We start from the raw sequence: 18,366 nt of genomic DNA, 5'->3' as shown, positions 1-18,366 counted from the left end.
CATTTCGAGGCCGCTGGCGGAGTGTGGATGCGCGCTACTCCGCCCATTCCTGATCGGCGGTAAAGGCGATCGTCAGCCAGCGATTGGCACTCTCGTCGCCGATCGCTTGCCCGATCTCGTCGCGGAGTGCGTCCCACTCCTCCACGGTCTTTGCGGGAAGCCCTTCGGGAACGATGAAATAGAGTTCGATCTGCTTTGCGCGGCCGACCTGGGCGACGTAGGCACGGTGCGACAGGAAGCCGAGGCGGCGAACCGTGTCCGAGGCAACGCGATCGACATGTTCCTGCAGATCGACAGGGGCAATGAGCAGGATTTCGCTCAACGCCTTCCAGACGGTACGGATCGGGAGCGGGATCATGACAAGACAGACGAGAGCGAGGACTGCCGGATCCATGTAGCTCGCAAGCCAGGCAAGTGATGTCGCCTGTACCGCAATGCCGATCAAAAACGCGATGAGCAGCGCAAACGCGATCCCGCCCGACATGATCCAGGCTTTGATGTCGAGCGAGATGAAATCGGATTTGATGCTGCGGTTCAGCCTGATGCCAATGAAAGCCATGACAGCGCATACGAGCATGGTCGCCGCGGAATAGGCYACCGCCATGCCGAACTGCAGTTCATGGCCGCCGTTCAGGATGCTGATGATCGCGCCGATCAACGCATAGACGCCGACCGTCATCAGCAGGCAGCCATTGAGCATGAGGACGATCGGCTCCAGATGCCAGAAGCCCATGGTAAAACGGTTTCGAATCCTGCCGGACTCGGCGTCGCTCTGCGTCGATTTGATGATGAGGCTCGAGACCCAGAGTGCAAATCCCGTCATCACCGCATCCGCCAGCGAATAAACGCCGTCAAAGGCGATCGAGAACGAGCCTGAGAGTATGCCGAAGACAACGCCGAGCGTCGCGACGACGACGGTCGCTGCAATGGAGATCCTGAGAAACCCCTGCTCGCCCAGCATCATCACTTCACCTCCAGCCCCGTCATTCTAGCTGCTTTATCTCGATGGTGAAGGCTAGACCAGTCCGGCAGACTACGCATTGATCCGGATTGCGGCAGCCCATTTTTGCAACGACAATCGCTGCCTGAAGAGCCATCGGCTCCCGGAAGCCGACTCACGGGAGGACGTCATGACAACCTCGTCGAATGGCAAAAGCCTCGGACTTGCCGCCTGCACCGCTATCGTGGTCGGAAACATGGTGGGATCGGGCTTTTATCTTTCGCCGGCCGCGGTGGCACCCTACGGCAATCTGGCGATTATCGTCTGGATCCTCATGGGTGCCGGCGCGATCTGCCTCGGCCTCACCTTCGCCCGGCTGGCGAGACTGGTGCCTGCTGTCGGCGGTCCCTACGCCTATACCAGGCTCGCCTATGGCGATTTTGCTGGCTTTCTGATCGCCTGGGGTTACTGGATTTCCATCTGGACGTCACTGCCGGTCATCGCGATCGCCTTTACCGGCGTGATGGTCGATCTCTTCCCTGCCCTCGGCAACCGCTTCACTGCGACTGTGCTGACGCTCGGCGTGATCTGGGCGATCGTGCTCGTCAATCTTCGCGGTGTTCACGCGGCGGGACTGTTTGCAGAGGTGACGACATATGCCAAGCTTCTCCCGTTCGGCGCCGTTGCCATCATCGGCCTTCTCTACATCGATACATCGCATTTCTCCGAATTCAATCCGAGCGGCCAGCCGCTGCTGCAGTCATTTGCAACGCTGGCGCCGCTGACAATGTTTGCCTATCTTGGATTGGAATCGGCGACCGTTCCTGCCGGCGATGTGGAGAATGCGGAACGGACCATTCCCCGTTCAACTGTACTTGGCATCTCGATCGCCGCCACTCTATATGTGCTCGGCACCGTCGTGGTGATGGGCCTCGTTCCCCGCGAAGAGCTCATTCACTCGGTCGCACCCTTTTCCCAGGCCGCCGGGGTCATGTGGGGACGGCCCGGTGAACTGGTGATCTCGATCGCCGTGCTGGTCTCCTCGATCGGCGCGCTGAACGGCTGGACCCTGCTGATGGGACAGGTTCCAATGGCGGCTGCCCGCGATGGACTGTTTCCGCCCCTGTTTGCCCGACTGTCCCAGCGCGGCGTGCCGGCATGGGGCATGGTCATCTCAGCCTCGTTTGCAACGATCCTGGTGCTCGTCCAGGCGTTTGGCTCAGAAGGTTTCGCCGCGGTCTATCGTCTGATGGTCGGGTTGAGCACGATGGCTGCCGTCGTTCCCTATGCCTTCTGTTCGCTTGCCCGAACCCTTGTTGCAGGCGCGAGGCTTGGGCGGATGCCAAGGGTCAGCGTGATCGAAGTCATCGCCTTTATCTTCTCGATCTTCACCCTTTACGGCTCCGGCGCCGAACCGGTGCTCTATGGTCTGGTACTCTTGATGCTTGGAATCCCCGTCTACGTCTGGCAAAGGCGAAACGCTGCTGAAGCGACAGACAAAGAGGCGGCGTCGGGTGCACCAACGCGCCCGGCCGTCTCAGGATAGCGTGTCTTGAAGGATCAGTGCCAGCTCAGGCCATCGAAGCGGTCATCGATGATCGTCCCGCGCTCACCGCGCACCATGCCGGCAATGTCGGCAAGGGAGCCGATCGCCGCCGCCTTGCCGTTGGTACGGGCGAAATGACAGGCTGCCTCCACCTTCGGCCCCATCGAGCCGGCCGGGAAGGAAAACTGCTTCAGATCATCGGGACGAGCGCGATGGAGCGCCTTCTGGGACGGCTTGCCCCAATCGGTATAGACGGCTTCGGCATCGGTCGCCATGATCAGGAGATCGGCATAAAGCTCCCGGGCCAGAAGCTCCGAGCAGAGATCCTTGTCGATCACGGCTTCGACGCCGATCAGCTTCCGATCGGCACCCTTTTCATACATGGTCGGTATGCCGCCACCGCCTGCACAGACAACGATCGTGCGCTGTTCCAGGAGCCAGCGGACTGGGCGGATCTCGAAGATGCGTTTCGGCGCCGGCGAGGCGACGACGCGACGCCATTTTTCGCCATCTTGCTTGAAGACCCAGCCTTTTTCCGTGCGTATCCGGTCCGCCTCGGATTTGTCGTAGACCGGGCCGACGAATTTGGTCGGGTTCTGAAAGCCGGGATCGTCGGCATCGACTTCGACCATGGTGAGGAGCGTTGCCAAGGGCTGCTCGAACGGCAGGAGATTGCCGAGCTCCTGCTCCAGCATGTAGCCGATCATACCTTCGGTCTCGGCGCCGAGAACATCGAGCGGATAGGCTTCCTCGGGCTTATAGGCCGCCCCCTGAAGCGCAAGCAGCCCGACCTGTGGCCCGTTGCCGTGTGTTATGACAAGCTCGTGTTCAGCCGCCAGGGGCGCGATCGCCTCGGCTGCGGTGCGCGCATTTCGCCTCTGGGTATCGGCAGTCATAGGCTCCCCGCGCCGAAGAAGCGCATTGCCGCCCAGCGCAATGACCACACGCATGTTAATCTCCCAAGGTAGCCACAAGCAGGGCCTTGATCGTATGCAGGCGGTTTTCCGCCTGCTCGAAGGCGACATTTGCCTCGGACTCGAAGACGTCGTTCGTGACTTCGAGGCCGTTCGCCATGCCGTAGTCTTCGGCGATCTGCTTGCCAAGCGTGGTTTCGGTATCGTGGAACGCCGGCAGGCAATGCATGAACTTGGTCTGCGGATTGCCGGTTGCTTTCATCAGGTCCAGATTGACCTGGTAGGGGGTGAGCAGCTTGATGCGTTCACGCCAGACATCTTTTGGCTCACCCATCGAAACCCAGACATCCGTGTGGATGAAATCGACATCCTTGACGGCCTCTCTGGGATCTTCGGTGACCAGCAGGCGTGCACCCGAGGCCTGCTGCAGATCCTTGGCGATCTTCATATATTCCTCAGACGGCCACAGCGATCTCGGGCCGCAGATGCGTACATCCATGCCGAGCAGGCAGCCGACGATCAGCAGCGAATGCCCCATATTCGAGCGCGTGTCGCCCACATAGGCATATTTGATGGCGGCGATCGGCTTGTCGCTGTGTTCACGCATGGTCATGACGTCGGCAATCATCTGCGTCGGATGATATTCATCCGTCAGGCCGTTATAGACGGGCACGCCGGCGTAACGTGCCAGCGTCTCCACGCCTTTCTGCGCGGAGCCGCGATATTCGATCGCATCATACATGCGGCCGAGCACCCGCGCCGTATCCTTGAAGGATTCCTTATGCCCGATCTGCGAGCCGGACGGATCGAGATAGGTCACGTTGGCGCCCTGATCCGAGCAGGCGACTTCGAAGGCGCATCTCGTTCTCGTCGAGGTTTTCTCGAAGATGAGGCAGATTTCCTTGCCTTTCAGGTGCTCCTGCTCGGTGCGGGAATATTTGGCCCGCTTCAGATCGCGCGCGAGATCAAGGAGATAGCGGAACTCCCGCGGGGTGTAATCCTGCACGGTCAGAAGCGAGCGATTGCGCAGATTGAAGCTCATGGTCTTGCTCCGTCAGTCTGTTTCGTGGGTGAAAACGTCAGTAAGCCGGGTCGCGCCAGATAGGGCACGTCATGCAGTGCCCGCCACCACGGCCGCGACCGAGTTCGGAACCGCGGATGGTGATGACCTCGACGCCCGCCTTGCGCAGCAGCGTATTCGTATAGGTATTCCGGTCGTAGGCGACGACGACACCGGGTTCGAGTGCGACGACATTGTTGCCGTCGTCCCATTGCTCGCGTTCGGCCTGATAGGAATTGCCGCCTGTTTCGACCGTGCGTAATAGCGGCAGATCGAGCGCTTCGGCGACGACATCGAGCATTGGCTGGGTTTCGGGGTGGATCTCGAATGTGCCGTCGTCGTCTACCGGATACATGCTGTAGCAGCGGATCTGATCGACGACCTCGGCAAAGAGCGTGACAAGATCGCGATCACAAAAGCTGAAAACCGTATCGAGATGCATGGCCGCGCGGCTCTTCGGCATCAGGCAGGCGATCACTCGCTTTGCGGCCTTGTTTTTGAACAGAGCCTGCGCCACCTGGCCAACAGCCTGATAGGTAGTTCGTTCGCCCATGCCGATCAGAACGGTGCCATTGCCTATCGGCATGACGTCACCACCCTCCATCGAGGCATTGGCAAACTGATTATCGGAATCGCCCCACCAGATCCGGAAATCGCCGCCGTGGAATATAGGGTGAAACTTGTAGATCGCGCGCTGGATCAGCGTCTCGGCGCGTCTGGCCGGCCAGAACATCGGGTTGCAGGTCACCCCGCCATAGATCCAGCACGAGGGGTCGCGCTGGAATAGGGTGTTGGGGATCGGCGGGACGACGAAATCGGTTTCCGGCAGGGCGCTCAGCATCAGCGACTTCGCCTTGACATCGGGCAGGTCGGAGATCGCAATACCGCCGATCATGAAGGCTGCAAGCTGTTTGGCCGGCATCTCGTCGAGCCATGGCCGCACCGCCTCGGCGATCTGGGAGCCGAGCACGTTCGGGGTGATGCGTCGATCCAGCATGAAATCGCGCGCCTGTTTATTGGAGAACGTCTGGTCAAGCAGGTCATGGGTCTCAAGAACTTCGACCCCTCTTTCCTGCATCTTCAGGACAAAATCATAGTGATCCTTCTGGGCCTCATGCACCCATAAGACATCGTCGAAAAGAAGGTCATGGCAATTTGCCGGCGTCAGCCGCTGGTGTGCCAAAGACGGTCGGCAGACCATCACGGTTCTCAGCTTTCCGACCTCAGAATGAACACCGAAACCACGCATGCGGTCCTCCTTCCAGCCCTCAGGATGGCGGCGGCGCCACCGGCCGTTGAACACATCCAGCCTGTTTGGCAACCTACTTGGACAGACACAGCGATGTCATTGATTGCAGACAAGGTGCGGTGCAGCATTTGCAATTTCCGACTATTCGGGATGAGGAGAATGCGACCTGTTCAATGAAGGTCAGACGTGTCGCATCGCTGCATCTGCCATGCGCGCCAATGGGTCGGGTGGAGGTCGAGCATCTCGCCGGTCAGGGCATTTGCCCATCCGCCAGGAAGACGCTGGCAGGGAAAAACCAAGGCATGGACGCCTTCGTCGTCGATGACGGCGAGTTCTATATCCTCTTCGAACGGAGCTTCGACGACCAACCGCCACATCACCGAACCCTCCCCGACGATGCGCGAGCGTCGACCGACAAGAGGCCCTGTTTCGGCGTGCCAGTCGCTCGGCCGGCGTGGTTTTGCTATTAGCGCGGATGCCGCAAAGACCTTCGCTATGACCTGCCTTTCGATGGATTCGCGACAGCGCGGGCTTCTTCGTCGGAACCCTGCGTGCCCGCTCATTCGATGTAGAACGTCAGATTGCCGTTGCGGGCGCGCGTCACCCATTCGATCTGGTTGGGCGTCAATTTCTTGGCTTTCAGTTGCTGAACGAGCCACGCGTTGGAACGGATGGCCGCGCGGATTTCCTTGACATGTTCGGCGCTGCCCGGCCTCGGCATCGCGCCGACTTCCACTGCGGTTCGAAAACTGACAATGGAAAACCGCTTGTCGTGATAGGTTCTGATGTGCTCCGGCAGGTTTTCGGCCCAGTTCATGCGCCGGAATTCCTTGCGGTTCTGCTGGGCGCCGACAGGGGTTACCAACGACGCAGCGGTCGCAATGGCAATAGCAAGGGCAAACTTCCTCATCTTCCAGCTCCCTCAAAATGGCTGTAAACCCATCGCGTGCCAGAGTAGCGGAACAACGAGCCAGAGGCATTGAGCCGGATCAATGGAGATGAGGCCGGCGCCAAGCGCCGGCTCGCCGTGCTTTCAGCAGGTCCAGTCGTAGAAAAGACCAATAGAGTCTACGCGATACTACACTGATCCCCCGTCCAAAGATGGTAGACTCGCGTCATTGTTGAGGAGGAAAGGCCGTCGAGGCACTGGATCACTTCTCAAAGGGCGGAGGAGACCATCATGTCCACCAAGATGGAGGCGCCGCATGTTACCGAATTCAGTTCCCTTGTCTCAAGCCTGACGGGACGAACCCCGTTCATCGGCTCGCGAACAGCACGCCATAAGTCCGCGCGAGGTTTGTGCAAAGAGAACGGGCCACAGCCGAACTGGATTCGGCAACTCTACGAACACATGCCTGACGCAGTGTTTTTCATGGCCGACAACAATAGAATTTCAGCCTGCAATAGGGCTGCGGTGACCCTGTTCGGTTATGAAGAAGATGAATTGCTCGACCGCAAGATCGACTTCGTCTGGTCTTCAACGCCGGATGTTCAGATCAGGGGACGCTGGGCAGACCACGGCGCAGTGCGTGCCGGTCTGGCAACGACCAAAACCGGCATTCAGTTTCCGACTGCCCTGACCATCATCCGAGAACAAGGCGAAGGACAAACCTTCGTTGCGGCGATCTTTGAGGACTTCCGGACAGAGCGCGAGACATTGCAGCAGGTTCAGGAGCTTCAACGTGAGCTGGCGCGTCTCGCAAGAATAGTCGCGCTTGGGGAAATGACAGCGACGCTGGCACACGAACTGTCCCAACCGCTGTCTTCGATCGCCGCTTACTCTGAAGGTTGCCGGCGCCTTATGGCGAACGACTGCCGCCGGCGCGGCGTGGAGCTTCGTGAGGCCTTGTCGGAAATCACGCAGCACGCCTTGTGGGCGGGAACGATCGTCAAGAACATCCGGGAATTTGCAAAGCGCGGCGGTGGCGAGAAGCGACTGGAGGCGATGCATGCGTTGATCCCCGAAGCGACGACGCTTGGGCTCACCGGATCAACCCGGAAAGGCCTTCACATCGATTTGCAGCTCGAAGCAGAGCGGGACATCGTGGTCGCAGATCGCGTCCAGATCGTCCAGGTGCTGATGAATCTTCTTCATAATGCCGTGGAGGCGACCGACGGCATCGAGCAGCCGATTATCGCGATCCACACCAGGACCGACGATTTCTCGCATCTGGTTGTCGACGTATTCGACAATGGCTGCGGAATCGCCGCCGAGATCGAAGAGGTGCTGTTTCGCCCCTTCGTGACCAGTAAGCCGCGCGGACTTGGCATGGGCCTGGCATTGTCCAAACGCATCATCGAAGCGCATGGAGGCCACATCAGCGCGCGCAAGGGGATACAGGGAGGCTCGATCCTCTCATTTTCGCTTCCGCTGGCGGAGACCACAATCGATGGCGAATGACCTTACGATCCATCTCGTCGACGACGAGGAGTCGCTCCGGCGCTCTCTAACGTTTTTGCTGGTGTCGGCAGGCTTTGCTGTTCGTGCACATAGCTGTGCGAAAGCCTTCCTGGAACTTCTGCCGCTATCGGGGCGAAGTTGTCTCGTCACTGATCTGTGCATGCCGCAGATTAACGGCATCGAATTGCTCTATCGCCTGCGGCGTCTCAGTATAGACGTGCCAGCAATCGTCATTACCGGCCAGGGAGATATTGCCGGGGCTGTACAGGCAATGAAGGCGGGGGCATTCGATATCCTGGAAAAACCTCTGATGGAGGACGTGCTTATCGCGGCCATCAACGGAGCGATGGGACAGAGGCGGACCGGCAGCGTTTTACCAGATTCCGGGAGCGTCGCCACACGGCTCCGCCAACTCACGGAGCGCGAATACCAGGTTCTGGTCGGCGTGCTCGATGGCTTACAGAACAAGATGATTGCGTATCAACTTGGCATTAGCTCGCGCACGGTGGAGGTCCACCGCGCCAATGTGATGGCTAAAATGGGCGCGCGCAATCTGGCAGAGCTCATGCGCATGGCCATTACCATCGACGCTGCAACGCAATCGCCTGAAACCGCAAGGGCTTTCCCGATCGCCAGCTGGTCAACTTACATCCGGTAATCCTAAAGCAAATCTTGCAACCTAAAGCTTGTGGGGTATGATGCGTTAGAATTGACTTATATAGTTGCGTCGTCTTTGTCGTAGGGACGGTCATGAGAAGCGCAAAGGTCAATGCTTTCAGCAGTCTTGGGCCGACGGCGGACGAAGTCTGCCGACAGGTGAAACGAATCCTTACAAGCGAGGAATTTCATGCGCCGAAGCGCGGGCGAAACTTCCTGGAATTTGTCGTCAACGAGACGCTTGCCGGTCGATCGGACTTCTTGAAAGCATTTACGATTGCAAATGTGGTCTTTGGCCGGGAAGCTTCATTCGACCCGCAGAACGATCCGGTTGTCCGGATCGAGGCCGGCCGAATACGAAAGGCGCTCGAGCGTTATTATCTCGTCGCAGGCGACAGGGACGACGTCGTCATTACTGTGCCCAAAGGCGGATATGTCCCGCATTTCGAATATGCGCGGGGTGCGCTTGCTCCGACTGAGCCCATCGAGACCTCGGACAATGCGCAAAATGTTGAGTACGAAGATCAAAGTCATTCGCTTGAGGAAACACTCCGTCCGGGATTGGTCACCGTCATCGGTCTCGGAACTGCGCTGGCCGTCGTCCTCGCTCTTCTAGCCTTTACGTTCGTATCGTCTTCGCGTCATGATCCGACCGCAGCATTGCCGTCGACACATCCTGAGCCAAAGGTGGTCGTCGAATTTTTTGCCGAAAGCAGCCCTGCTGATGTTGGCTTGGATATCGCGCGTGGCCTGAGGGACGATATTATCGGGCAGCTCGCCCAGTTTGATGACATCGTCGTCGTCGCAGATCCGCGCCGTGATGAGCACGTTGGAGCTGCCGACTACATATTGCAGGGTAATGTCCAGATCGATGGAAGCAGGCTGCGTGCTGCTGCAAGGCTGGTGCACCAAGTGGATGGAGCCGTCATCTGGGCCAATAACTTCGATGGGGATCTTCAGGACCAGAACCAGCTTGTGATCCAAGGCGATTTCGCGCGAAAAATCGCCAATGCGATCGCACAGCCCTATGGCGCCATCTTTCAAACCGACACGCATAAGTTAGCGCGAGCGGCACAGACGGAACACCGGAGTGCCTATGAATGTACACTCGCCTATTCCAGCTATCGTCAGACCATGACTGCGCAAAGTCACAGCGCGGCACGCGAATGCCTGCAACAGGCCACCCAGCGGTTTCCTGGCGATGCGGCGTCCTGGGCGCTGTTGTCCATGGTCTATCTCGACGAAATCAGGTTCCGCTATACCCTCGATACATCATCGTCGACCCAGCCTCTCGCAATGGCGAGCGCTGCGGTGGAGCGGGCAGCATCGCTCGCGCCGGACGATCCCCGCGTACTGCAGGCGCAGATGCTGGTGAGCTTCTTCAGGGGAGATATCGACGAGGCCTTAAAGGCAGGGACCGCAGCCTATGCAGCAAACCCTGATGATGTGGAAGTCGCAGGCGAGTACGGCCTCCGATTGGCGATGTCTGGAAAATGGCAATCGGGCTGTGAGTTGCTGTCGATCGCCCTCAACAAGGGTGTCGGCACCCGAGGTTATTACGAGGTCGGTATGGCTTTGTGCGCATTCATGGAAGGAAATATCGAAGAGGCGGAGAAGTGGTCGCGAAGGTCCGATCTCGATAATAATCCCATGCATCGCCTCGTGCTGCTGTCCATTCTCGGCGCTGCCGGAAAGCGTGATGAAGCCATGCTGGAACGGGATTGGCTCAATGCTCACGCACCCACTTTGATGACCGATATACGCCTGGAAGTGTCGCTGCGCCTGCAGCGGCCGGAGGACCAGGAGCGTTTCCTGAACGGGTTGCGCGCCGCGGGATTGGTTATAAGCCCCCTGTCAGCAAGATAAAGCAGCTACGGATCGACACCTACCCCGCTCAGCCTGTGGCTGCTCAAAATCGCCATAGCAATTTGCGCGGCGATCTCGTCTTCGACGTCGAGAATGGCCTGGCCGCGCAGGTCTCGATCGTATTGATTTGCCCAGATGACCGCGCCATCGGCGGCATTTATCAGGCGGACATGCAGATGAAGGATCATACCCTCGATGAGCGCGCTTCCCTGCAGGCTGAAAAACGAACCAGTCATTTCCGTCCCGGATCGGCCTGGAGCAAACACGGTAAGGCCCTCCACCTTCATGAGCTTTGCAATCAACTGATCGGCCAATCCCTTCACGAATTCAGCTCCCTGCACACTGCCGCCGAGAGCCATGAAGGGTTCGACCGCAATCCTGACCTTGCTGTCCAACATTGATGCGGCAGGCGCCGGCGACGTCTTTGGTGGGGAGAGATAGGCTTCAAGCGGGCGAACAAGAGCGAGTATGGCCATTGCCCCGAACAGCGCGGGGACGCCGATCGGCAACAGGAGATCACGATAGCGCACGGGCCGCTCCTGCCCGGGGGGCCGCGGCTTGGCCTCGCGGTTCTGAGGGGCGGAAATTTCTCCTGCATACGAACTGGATTCCGCGCTCGAAAACTGTGGCGCGTAACCTCCTTTGGGGACGGTAATCCGGATTGGGTCACTGCTTCCGCAGACGAGGTAGTATCGTTCGAGCGCGCGACGGATCCGCCCCGCCTCGATGCGGACAACCGGATCATTCTGCGCATCGAAAGAGGCATCCCGCCCAAAAACCGCTTGCGCGATCGAATAGGCCTTGAGCTGTTCGCTGCGCCCTTCAAGGGTCTCTTCGACGATGTATTGCAGGAAGCGGCGCCCGCGTTCGGGGGCAAGGAATTCCGGACTGGCGAGTATGAGGTCAAGCTGCGCACGCACGCTTGCAGAGCCTTGAAGTCCGCGGTTGTCCCCTCCCTCTTCCGATACCATCCAGACCTCCCGCGATACGTTCGTATCGCTCTCATCAAGGGGGATTGGCTTTATACACCTATTGGTGGTTCGGGGCTTCCGTATCAATACGTAAGGGGTATCTCGAATACCGGGGCGGGCAGCGATTGCCTATGCTGCGATGCGGATGGGAGCGACGCATATGCTTCAAAACCAATCGATCGCAAAGCACACGACAGTTCCTGGCCATCGCTATGGCTACGTTGCCGGAACGGCAAAGGATCAATCGATCCGGCTCAAGGCCGACGAGACGATCTATAGCGAAGGTGAAAACGCGCTTGCGATCTACCAGGTCGAAGCGGGCGCGGTGCGGATTTACCGCCTCACGGCAAGCGGGCAGCGATATATTCTGTCCTTTTGCGGCAAGGGCGAATGGTTCGGGCTCGAGACGGGCAATGTACGAACCGATTTTGCAGAAGCCGTCTGCGAAACCTGTATAAAGCCCTTTCGCGCCAATCAGGATGTAGTCGTCCCCATAGACCTTCTCCACATTGCCCTGACGAACCTCGCAAAGGCACAGCACAAACAACTCGTGATCACCGAACAAAGCGCACTGAAGCGCCTCGCCGCCTTTGTTTATGAAATGGCTGATCGTTATCCCGGAGATTGCGAATTCGATATGATGATGTCTCGCAGCGACATCGCCGACTATCTCGGGCTGACGGTCGAAACCGTTGCCCGTTGCTTCACGAAGCTACGCGAAAAACGAATTCTTTGTCTCAATGGCAAATTGCAACGCGTTGTCCGACTTCTCGATCGTGATGCGCTTGTCGCACTGACGATCTAGCTGCAGCGGATTTCGAGGATCGATCTTGAAAAAGGGGATTGAACGATGACGCATGCATCCGATCGAAGATTGAACGCAACGGCCAAAGCGGTCCTCGCAAGCCTGATCGCGCTAACGGGCCTTCCACTCGCGACTGCTGAGGCGCAGACCCCTCAGTTTGACCAATTTCCAGTGCTTATCCAGTGCAAGTACAAGGAGACCTATCACGCTTTCTACATATCACGTATCACTGAGGACGGTATTGCAACCTATGTGGCATCCGAACGCATGGGAGGTACGATCACCCTGGACGGTCAAGCGAAGGCAACCGGAGGCGCAGGTGGCGGCAGCTGCGTCGGCAAGACTTTGGCAGAGCTTCGTGCATCTCACCAAGCATATGATTTGAAACCCTAAAGCCCGTCTTGAGCTCCCTTCTTCGCCCGACGCTTTTGTTCCTCCCGAGGGGTAAGGTTCCCCGAAATTGAATGCCACCCGCTATGCCCTTGACCCGCTGTGAGTAAGGGGCAAAGGCGCCCATATCCTCGACCGTCAGAACTTGCCGTTGGGGCTACCTGCCGACCGGTCGAGACGCCAAAATTCAGGTTACGCGATTTTATCTCCAGATTTAGAAAAATAATGAAAATATTCATATACTTATGTCTTCATGCTGACGTGCCGAGAGGCGCTTATACGCCTCATTCAAGCTGATGGCGCACGGTCGTCACCTATAAACGGGTGCCAGATCGGGTTACGGTGAAAACGCGCGCCTCGCTTTTCTCTCTTGATTTATACACACTCGATGTGTATTTCTTTGGCTATGAAGAGCGGCGACATCATAGCGGCATTGAAAAGTGATGGCTGGTATGAAGTGGCTACCAAAGGTAGCCACGTCCAATTCAAGCATCCAACCAAACCGGGTCGTGTCACGGTTCCGCATCCGAAGCGCGACATTCCAGTTGGAACGCTCAAGAGCATTGAAAGACAATCCGGTCTGAAACTGAAATAGGTGGCATGATGCGTAACTATATCGGACTGATCCATAAGGACGCTGACAGCGACTTCGGCGTTTCATTTCCTGATTTTCCCGGCGTGGTCACCGCGGGTACGGATCTTGATGATACCCGTCGGCTTGCCGAGGAGGCGTTGGCCTTTCATGTCGAAGGACTGGTCGAGGACGGCGAGGCTGTTCCCGAGCCCTCCTCCCTGGATGCGGTAATGGCGGACCCGAACAACAGGAATGGTGTCGCAATCCTTGTTTCACTCAAAGGCGAAAGTAGAAAATCCGTTCGCATCAATGTCACACTTTCGGAAGACGTTTTGAATGCGATCGACGCTTATGCTGAATCTCAGGGTCTGACGCGTTCCGGTTTTCTGGCCCGCGCGGCCAGACGCGAAATGGCGAATTCACAGGATGCGAAGGACTACGCGTTAGGTGCGTAGGCCTTCCCGATGAGCGTCGAAGCGAGCAATCGCTGTGTTTGCTTTCAACGTGGGCCATCGCAACAAGATCAGTGCTTCCATCCCGACCGGGCCGTTCCGGCGTCCGGCTTCACAAGCAGTTCCTCCTTGTCGAAAGGCTGAGACTTTATGTCCGCGAAGACAAAGTCAAACGCCGCGCTCAGAACTCACCGTAGACTGACGAACGAGTCAGTAACATTTGCCCGGGTTTTGATGACCTGGGAGATTGCGGATAGGATTGATTGCGATGAGTGCGCGATCTGCAGCGGATCGAGGTTTTGCGCCATCCGCATCTGCGTCGCATCGTCGTTGAGAAGCTGGAGGCTTACTGGTCACCGGAACAGATCGCCGGCCGTCTTCTGGCCGACAGCGTCAGCCTGGTTCGCATCTGCAAGGAGACGATCTACCGCTTCATTTACGGCAAGGAAGATTACGGTCTCTATCGCTATCTGCCCGAGGCGCGCCGCAAACGCCGTCCGCGTGGATCGAGAAAGCCACGAAACAGCGTGTTTCCAAGCAGCCAGCGGATATCGCAACGGCCTGATTTTATTGGTAATCGCTCCAAGTTCGGTCATTGGGAAGGCGACCTCTTGATCTTCGAGCGTGAACTCGGTCATGCCAATGTCACCTCACTGGTGGAACGCAAGAGCCGCTACACGGTGATGATCAAGAACCAAAGCCGGCACTCCCGCCCGATCATGGACAAGATCATCGAAACATTCTCTCCGTTGCCTGCCTTCGCACGCCAGAGCTTTACATTTGACCGCGGCACGGAGTTCGCCGGCTTCAGGGCTTTGGAAGATGGCATCGGCGCGCGCAGCTGGTTCTGCGATCCCAGCGCGCCCTGGCAGAAAGGTGCGGTGGAAAATGCCAACAAGCGCATTCGCCGCTTCATGCCAGGTGATACTGATCTTGCAGCTGTCTCTCAGCGCGACCTGACCCACCTTGCCCGCCATCTCAACGATCAGCCGCCAAAATGCCTCGGATACAAGACTCCGGCTGAAGTGTTCATCGCGCATTTGCAGGAAGAGGCATGATCCCCTACCCTAAACGCCGGCATGTTGCACTTGGGTGAGCTTCTCCAAAATTCTAGATGCACGCCACGATAGGAGTGGCGGCTGCAAGGTCGACGTCGGCCCGGTACATTGATACTTGCCGTCTGTATTTGCTATCAACCAAACATGCTGGGTGTGTAGGTGCCATCACCATCAAGTTGCTGTGCTCTCTGCTGAAGCCAGTAAAGGTACTTGTGGATCGACGTCGTGCCTTCATCCCCATTACCGCCATGGAAATCACGCGTTTCGGACTCGCCGCTTTGAATAAGCTTAGTGACGACGTCGATTTCGATTTGCACACCGGCTGCGTCAAGTTCCGCAACGTTCGTTCGGATCATCTGATTGCTTTCAGATTTGGGGCTATAGAAATCAGGATTTGAGGCCGTTTCAGCGTCAAAGTCGATCTTCTGTTGCTTCTCTCGCGCTTCACTTGCCGCCAACTCGGCTTTCATTTGAGGTGTCAGCTGGACAACAGCAGAGGCAGGTACATGCCTCCAGTTATGCAAGTCGGAAAATTTGAGGCCGGATTGAAACTTCGTAAGATCCGCTGGGCCAATCGGATTAGACATATCAAATCCTCTTCGAAACGGGTGGATAGAAGGTGTCTCCTTGGATAAAGGAGACACCTTGTGCGGGGCTTTCTATCCGATGGCTCCACCAGAGATTGCCGTTCCATCTGCGAGGACGAAAATCTCGATCGTGTCGCCGCCACTATACCAATTTTCTAAAATCACGAGGCTATTCTGATAGGTTATGCCTCCATCCTTATCTTCTTGTGAGCCCAGAACAAGATCATTTCCGACTCTTCCAGCTACAAGGTCAGCCAGATTGGCAACCCGATCGAGGTATACATAGTCGGTACCGCCGGTTCCCGTGTCATGGATCGTCGACTGGAGGATCGTATCCGTGTGATAGATATCACCATCGTTTCCGCCATCGGCAAAGCCCTTCCCGAGCTTCATGTTCAAACGATCGGATCCGTCTCCTCCATAGAGAGAGAAGTACATATCCTCGCCATTCAGTGTATCATTTCCCGCTTCACCATAGGCAAAGCCCGTACCCCACACCGTGATGGTGTCGTTCTCACTTCCGCCATAGGCGATCGCGCTGCTGACGACAATCGTGTCGGCACCGGCGTCTCCGTAAACGTAGGATCCGGCATCTATTCCGTCCCCATGATTGAACTGGGCATCACTATTGCCGGCGCTGTAGATGCGGTCATTTCCTCCACCACCGCGGATAGTATCGGCCTGGTAGCCGACCGTCATCTGACCAGCAGCGCCAGTGTCGGTGACCAGACCACCGTAGAGAATGTCGGCACCAATGCCGCCATTGATGGTATCCGACCCACCAGCACCTTCTAGGATAGATCCCGTGGAAGCCGCTGTTAGTGTATCGGCGTAGTTCGATCCGATCACCGTCTCGATATTGGTAAACGCGTCTCCAGCAGCATCGCCTCCGGACGCCGTGCCGGTCGAGAGATCAATTGTGACCCCGCTTGTGCTCGAAAGGTACCAGATGCCATCGTAACCGCCTGCGCCGTCAAAACTATCTGCTCCTGCACTGCCGAGGAAGGTGTTATTCGAGGAATTGCCTACAATCGTATCGGCGAAATTTGATCCTTGGATAATCTCTACATTGTCGAAAATGTCTCCGGCGGCAAAACCAGTATGTGCGCCAGTCGTAAGATTTATTCCGATGGCCGAAGTCGCAGCCGAATAGCTGATCAGGTCTACGCCCGCGCCGCCATTCAACCGATCGACCAGCGCACTTGCGATGAATGTATCCCCAAAGTTGGTGCCGAGTATGTTCTCGATGCTGTCGAAAGTGTCGCCCGCTCCGACGCCTGAGAAAACTCCGGTGGCGAGATTGAAGGTCATTGCCATGCCGCTGTCGCTGTAGCTTGCGGTATCGAATCCAGCGCCGCCAAAGAGATGGTCCGAGCCCGCGCCACCCGAGAGTGTATCGTCGCCACTGCCGCCATTGAGTTGATCGCTGCCATCGCCGCCGTTGAGTTGATCATTTCCAGTGCCCCCGGTGATGACGTTATCGCCAGCATTGCCCGTCAGGACCGCGTTGCCGGTTCCGGTGAAGGTAAGATCCTCGACATTGGCATAGTTCGCCATGGAATAGGCCGAAAGTGACGTGCGGATCTCGTCACGACCTTCCCCGGCGACCTCCGTTATGGTGACACCCTGGCTGCCGACGATGTAGATATCGTCTCCCGCTCCACCTGCGAGCGCGTGGCCGGAGGTCGACGAACCAAGCGTATCTGCGAAACTGGTGCCAGCGACACGTTCGAAGCTCGTCAGCACGTCACCGGCTGCGTCACCTCCGCTGCCTGCGCCGGTGGTCAGGTTGACGTTCACTGCCGCAGACGACAGGGAGTAGTCGATCGTGTCGAGTGTGCCTGCACCGCCGTTGAGATTGTCAGCTGATGCGGATGCATAGAACGTGTCGTTGAAATTCGTGCCCAGAATGGTTTCGATGCTATCGAATGTGTCGCCTGCGGCGTCGCCGCTATGGACGCCGGTCTTCAGGTTGAACGTAATCGCTGCGGCCGAGGAAACATAGCTCGCCGTATCCGTGCCGGCTCCGCCAATCAGCTGGTCGGCGCCTGCGCCACCGGTGAGCGTGTCGTTGCCAGCACCGCCGGTTATGACGTTGTCGCCGGAATTGCCGGTCAGAGTGGCATTGCCGGTTCCTGTGAAGGTCAAGCGCTCTACGTTTGCGTAGGCGGCCATGGAATAGGTCGCGAGGGTGGTGCGAATCTCGTCGTTCCCCTCGCCCGTTGCTTCGGTGATGGTGACGGCCTGATTGCCGACCACATAAACGTCGTCGCCTACGCCCCCGACCAGAGTATGTCCCGACGTGGACGATGCGAGGGTATCCGCGAAGGATGAGCCCACGACCCGCTCGAAGTTGATGAGCACGTCGCCTTGTGCATCGCCGCCACTGACCATTCTTGTCGTCAAGTCAACGTTGACCGCAGCAGAGGACAGCGAATAGTCGATCGTGTCGAGCGTGCCTTCATATCCGTCGAAATTGTCGGCGGAGGAGCTCGCAAAGAAGGTATCGTTGAAACTGCTCCCCGCAATTTGTTCGATGCTGTCGAACGTGTCACCGGCCGCCTCGCCGGTGTGGACACCCGTCTTCACGTTGATCGTGACTGCTGCGGTTGCATTGGTGTAGCTTGCGATGTCGGTCCCTGCTCCGCCGACCAGCCGGTCGGCCCCTGCGCCGCCAATCAGCGTGTCATTCCCTGTGCCGCCGGTGATGATATTGTCGCCGGCGTTGCCGGTGAGGGTTACATTGCCCGTGCCGGTGAAGGTCAGGCGCTCGACATTTGTATAGTTTGCCATGGAATAGGCGGTGGCGGTGGTACGGATCTCATCGTCGCCGGCACCGGCGGCTTCCGAGATGACGATATTCGAAGTTCCGACCACATAGATGTCGTTGCCGGGG

At 57.7% G+C, this 18,366-nt stretch carries 17 protein-coding genes and 1 pseudogene; 9 read left to right on the top strand and 9 right to left on the bottom strand.

Features of this window, described 5'->3' with window-relative positions; all coding sequences use genetic code 11:
- Positions 1–34: 34 nt before the first annotated feature.
- Positions 35–961 (bottom strand): cation diffusion facilitator family transporter, encoded by a 927-nt coding sequence (locus tag AC1DM5_RS27290; RefSeq protein WP_477976232.1) that lies wholly within the window; start codon positions 959–961, stop codon positions 35–37.
- 169 nt (positions 962–1,130) lie between these two features.
- On the opposite strand from AC1DM5_RS27290, the gene AC1DM5_RS27285 reads away from it, so the two are divergent.
- Positions 1,131–2,486, top strand: a complete 1,356-nt coding sequence (locus AC1DM5_RS27285; protein WP_477822354.1) for an amino acid permease — start codon at positions 1,131–1,133, stop codon at positions 2,484–2,486.
- A gap of 14 nt (positions 2,487–2,500) precedes the next feature.
- On the opposite strand, the gene arcC is transcribed toward AC1DM5_RS27285, so the two are convergent.
- The 5 genes from arcC to AC1DM5_RS27260 form a co-directional block, all read right to left on the bottom strand.
- Complete coding sequence (arcC, locus tag AC1DM5_RS27280) at positions 2,501–3,436, bottom strand: carbamate kinase (RefSeq protein WP_477822353.1); 936 nt, start codon at positions 3,434–3,436, stop codon at positions 2,501–2,503.
- A 1-nt stretch (position 3,437) separates the two neighbouring features.
- Positions 3,438–4,442 carry an ornithine carbamoyltransferase gene (locus AC1DM5_RS27275; protein WP_477976196.1) on the bottom strand — a complete coding sequence of 335 codons (1,005 nt, stop codon included), beginning with the start codon at positions 4,440–4,442 and terminating at the stop codon, positions 3,438–3,440.
- A gap of 37 nt (positions 4,443–4,479) precedes the next feature.
- Positions 4,480–5,709, bottom strand: coding sequence for an arginine deiminase (arcA, locus tag AC1DM5_RS27270; protein ID WP_477976194.1), 1,230 nt, complete (start codon positions 5,707–5,709; stop codon positions 4,480–4,482).
- A gap of 170 nt (positions 5,710–5,879) precedes the next feature.
- Positions 5,880–6,086, bottom strand: a complete 207-nt coding sequence (locus AC1DM5_RS27265; RefSeq protein ID WP_113319962.1) for a hypothetical protein — start codon at positions 6,084–6,086, stop codon at positions 5,880–5,882.
- A gap of 182 nt (positions 6,087–6,268) precedes the next feature.
- Positions 6,269–6,619 carry a hypothetical protein gene (locus AC1DM5_RS27260; RefSeq protein WP_477822351.1) on the bottom strand — a complete coding sequence of 117 codons (351 nt, stop codon included), beginning with the start codon at positions 6,617–6,619 and terminating at the stop codon, positions 6,269–6,271.
- Positions 6,620–6,889: 270 nt separating this feature from the next.
- Between AC1DM5_RS27260 and AC1DM5_RS27255 the strand changes: the two genes are divergently transcribed.
- The 3 genes from AC1DM5_RS27255 to AC1DM5_RS27245 all read left to right on the top strand — a co-directional run bounded on the left by AC1DM5_RS27255 (position 6,890) and on the right by AC1DM5_RS27245 (position 10,633).
- Positions 6,890–8,110 carry a sensor histidine kinase gene (locus AC1DM5_RS27255; protein ID WP_477976192.1) on the top strand — a complete coding sequence of 407 codons (1,221 nt, stop codon included), beginning with the start codon at positions 6,890–6,892 and terminating at the stop codon, positions 8,108–8,110.
- Positions 8,100–8,768, top strand: a complete 669-nt coding sequence (locus tag AC1DM5_RS27250) for a response regulator transcription factor (protein ID WP_477976190.1) — start codon at positions 8,100–8,102, stop codon at positions 8,766–8,768. The genes AC1DM5_RS27255 and AC1DM5_RS27250 overlap by 11 nt, the downstream gene beginning before the upstream one ends.
- 92 nt (positions 8,769–8,860) lie before the next feature.
- Positions 8,861–10,633: a hypothetical protein gene (locus tag AC1DM5_RS27245; RefSeq protein ID WP_477976188.1), complete on the top strand. Its 1,773-nt coding sequence runs from the start codon at positions 8,861–8,863 to the stop codon at positions 10,631–10,633.
- 5 nt (positions 10,634–10,638) lie between these two features.
- Here the strand turns inward: AC1DM5_RS27245 and AC1DM5_RS27240 are convergent, their stop codons facing one another.
- Entirely contained in the window at positions 10,639–11,604 is a 966-nt protein-coding gene (locus tag AC1DM5_RS27240) for a hypothetical protein (protein ID WP_477976186.1), read from the bottom strand.
- Positions 11,605–11,764: 160 nt separating this feature from the next.
- On the opposite strand from AC1DM5_RS27240, the gene AC1DM5_RS27235 reads away from it, so the two are divergent.
- The 5 genes and pseudogenes from AC1DM5_RS27235 to AC1DM5_RS27215 form a co-directional block, all read left to right on the top strand.
- The gene (locus tag AC1DM5_RS27235; RefSeq protein ID WP_477822346.1) at positions 11,765–12,409 is read left to right on the top strand and encodes a helix-turn-helix domain-containing protein; all 645 of its coding nucleotides are present in this window, start codon (positions 11,765–11,767) and stop codon (positions 12,407–12,409) included.
- A 45-nt stretch (positions 12,410–12,454) separates the two neighbouring features.
- Entirely contained in the window at positions 12,455–12,802 is a 348-nt protein-coding gene (locus AC1DM5_RS27230) for a hypothetical protein (protein WP_477822345.1), read from the top strand.
- A gap of 403 nt (positions 12,803–13,205) precedes the next feature.
- On the top strand, positions 13,206–13,394 hold the full coding sequence (locus AC1DM5_RS27225; RefSeq protein WP_477822401.1) for a type II toxin-antitoxin system HicA family toxin: 189 nt from the start codon (positions 13,206–13,208) through the stop codon (positions 13,392–13,394).
- 8 nt (positions 13,395–13,402) lie between these two features.
- Positions 13,403–13,828 (top strand): type II toxin-antitoxin system HicB family antitoxin, encoded by a 426-nt coding sequence (locus AC1DM5_RS27220; protein ID WP_477976184.1) that lies wholly within the window; start codon positions 13,403–13,405, stop codon positions 13,826–13,828.
- 299 nt (positions 13,829–14,127) lie between these two features.
- Positions 14,128–14,883 (top strand): annotated as a pseudogene (locus tag AC1DM5_RS27215) (IS30 family transposase); the annotation flags it as partial.
- A 134-nt stretch (positions 14,884–15,017) separates the two neighbouring features.
- Here the strand turns inward: AC1DM5_RS27215 and AC1DM5_RS27210 are convergent.
- Together AC1DM5_RS27210 and AC1DM5_RS27205 are read right to left on the bottom strand one after the other, a co-directional pair.
- Complete coding sequence (locus AC1DM5_RS27210) at positions 15,018–15,470, bottom strand: hypothetical protein (protein ID WP_477976182.1); 453 nt, start codon at positions 15,468–15,470, stop codon at positions 15,018–15,020.
- A 72-nt stretch (positions 15,471–15,542) separates the two neighbouring features.
- Positions 15,543–18,366 (bottom strand): beta strand repeat-containing protein (locus tag AC1DM5_RS27205; RefSeq protein ID WP_477976180.1); only part of this gene is annotated, 2,824 nt, incomplete at its 5' end.

This window comes from Rhizobium sp. 01T437 (genome assembly GCF_056398505.1).
This window is presented reverse-complemented; position numbering and strand designations above follow the sequence as displayed.

Coding starts and splice junctions, on each gene's coding strand:
- AC1DM5_RS27255 (WP_477976192.1), top strand. CDS start 6,890: ATGTCCACCAAGATGGAGGCGCCGCATGTTACCGAATTCAGTTCCCTT.
- AC1DM5_RS27245 (WP_477976188.1), top strand. CDS start 8,861: ATGAGAAGCGCAAAGGTCAATGCTTTCAGCAGTCTTGGGCCGACGGCG.
- AC1DM5_RS27260 (WP_477822351.1), bottom strand. CDS start 6,619: ATGAGGAAGTTTGCCCTTGCTATTGCCATTGCGACCGCTGCGTCGTTG.
- AC1DM5_RS27235 (WP_477822346.1), top strand. CDS start 11,765: ATGCTTCAAAACCAATCGATCGCAAAGCACACGACAGTTCCTGGCCAT.
- AC1DM5_RS27210 (WP_477976182.1), bottom strand. CDS start 15,470: ATGTCTAATCCGATTGGCCCAGCGGATCTTACGAAGTTTCAATCCGGC.
- arcC (WP_477822353.1), bottom strand. CDS start 3,436: ATGCGTGTGGTCATTGCGCTGGGCGGCAATGCGCTTCTTCGGCGCGGG.
- AC1DM5_RS27275 (WP_477976196.1), bottom strand. CDS start 4,442: ATGAGCTTCAATCTGCGCAATCGCTCGCTTCTGACCGTGCAGGATTAC.
- AC1DM5_RS27250 (WP_477976190.1), top strand. CDS start 8,100: ATGGCGAATGACCTTACGATCCATCTCGTCGACGACGAGGAGTCGCTC.
- AC1DM5_RS27225 (WP_477822401.1), top strand. CDS start 13,206: ATGAAGAGCGGCGACATCATAGCGGCATTGAAAAGTGATGGCTGGTAT.
- AC1DM5_RS27220 (WP_477976184.1), top strand. CDS start 13,403: ATGCGTAACTATATCGGACTGATCCATAAGGACGCTGACAGCGACTTC.
- AC1DM5_RS27230 (WP_477822345.1), top strand. CDS start 12,455: ATGACGCATGCATCCGATCGAAGATTGAACGCAACGGCCAAAGCGGTC.
- AC1DM5_RS27240 (WP_477976186.1), bottom strand. CDS start 11,604: ATGGTATCGGAAGAGGGAGGGGACAACCGCGGACTTCAAGGCTCTGCA.
- AC1DM5_RS27265 (WP_113319962.1), bottom strand. CDS start 6,086: ATGTGGCGGTTGGTCGTCGAAGCTCCGTTCGAAGAGGATATAGAACTC.
- arcA (WP_477976194.1), bottom strand. CDS start 5,709: ATGCGTGGTTTCGGTGTTCATTCTGAGGTCGGAAAGCTGAGAACCGTG.
- AC1DM5_RS27285 (WP_477822354.1), top strand. CDS start 1,131: ATGACAACCTCGTCGAATGGCAAAAGCCTCGGACTTGCCGCCTGCACC.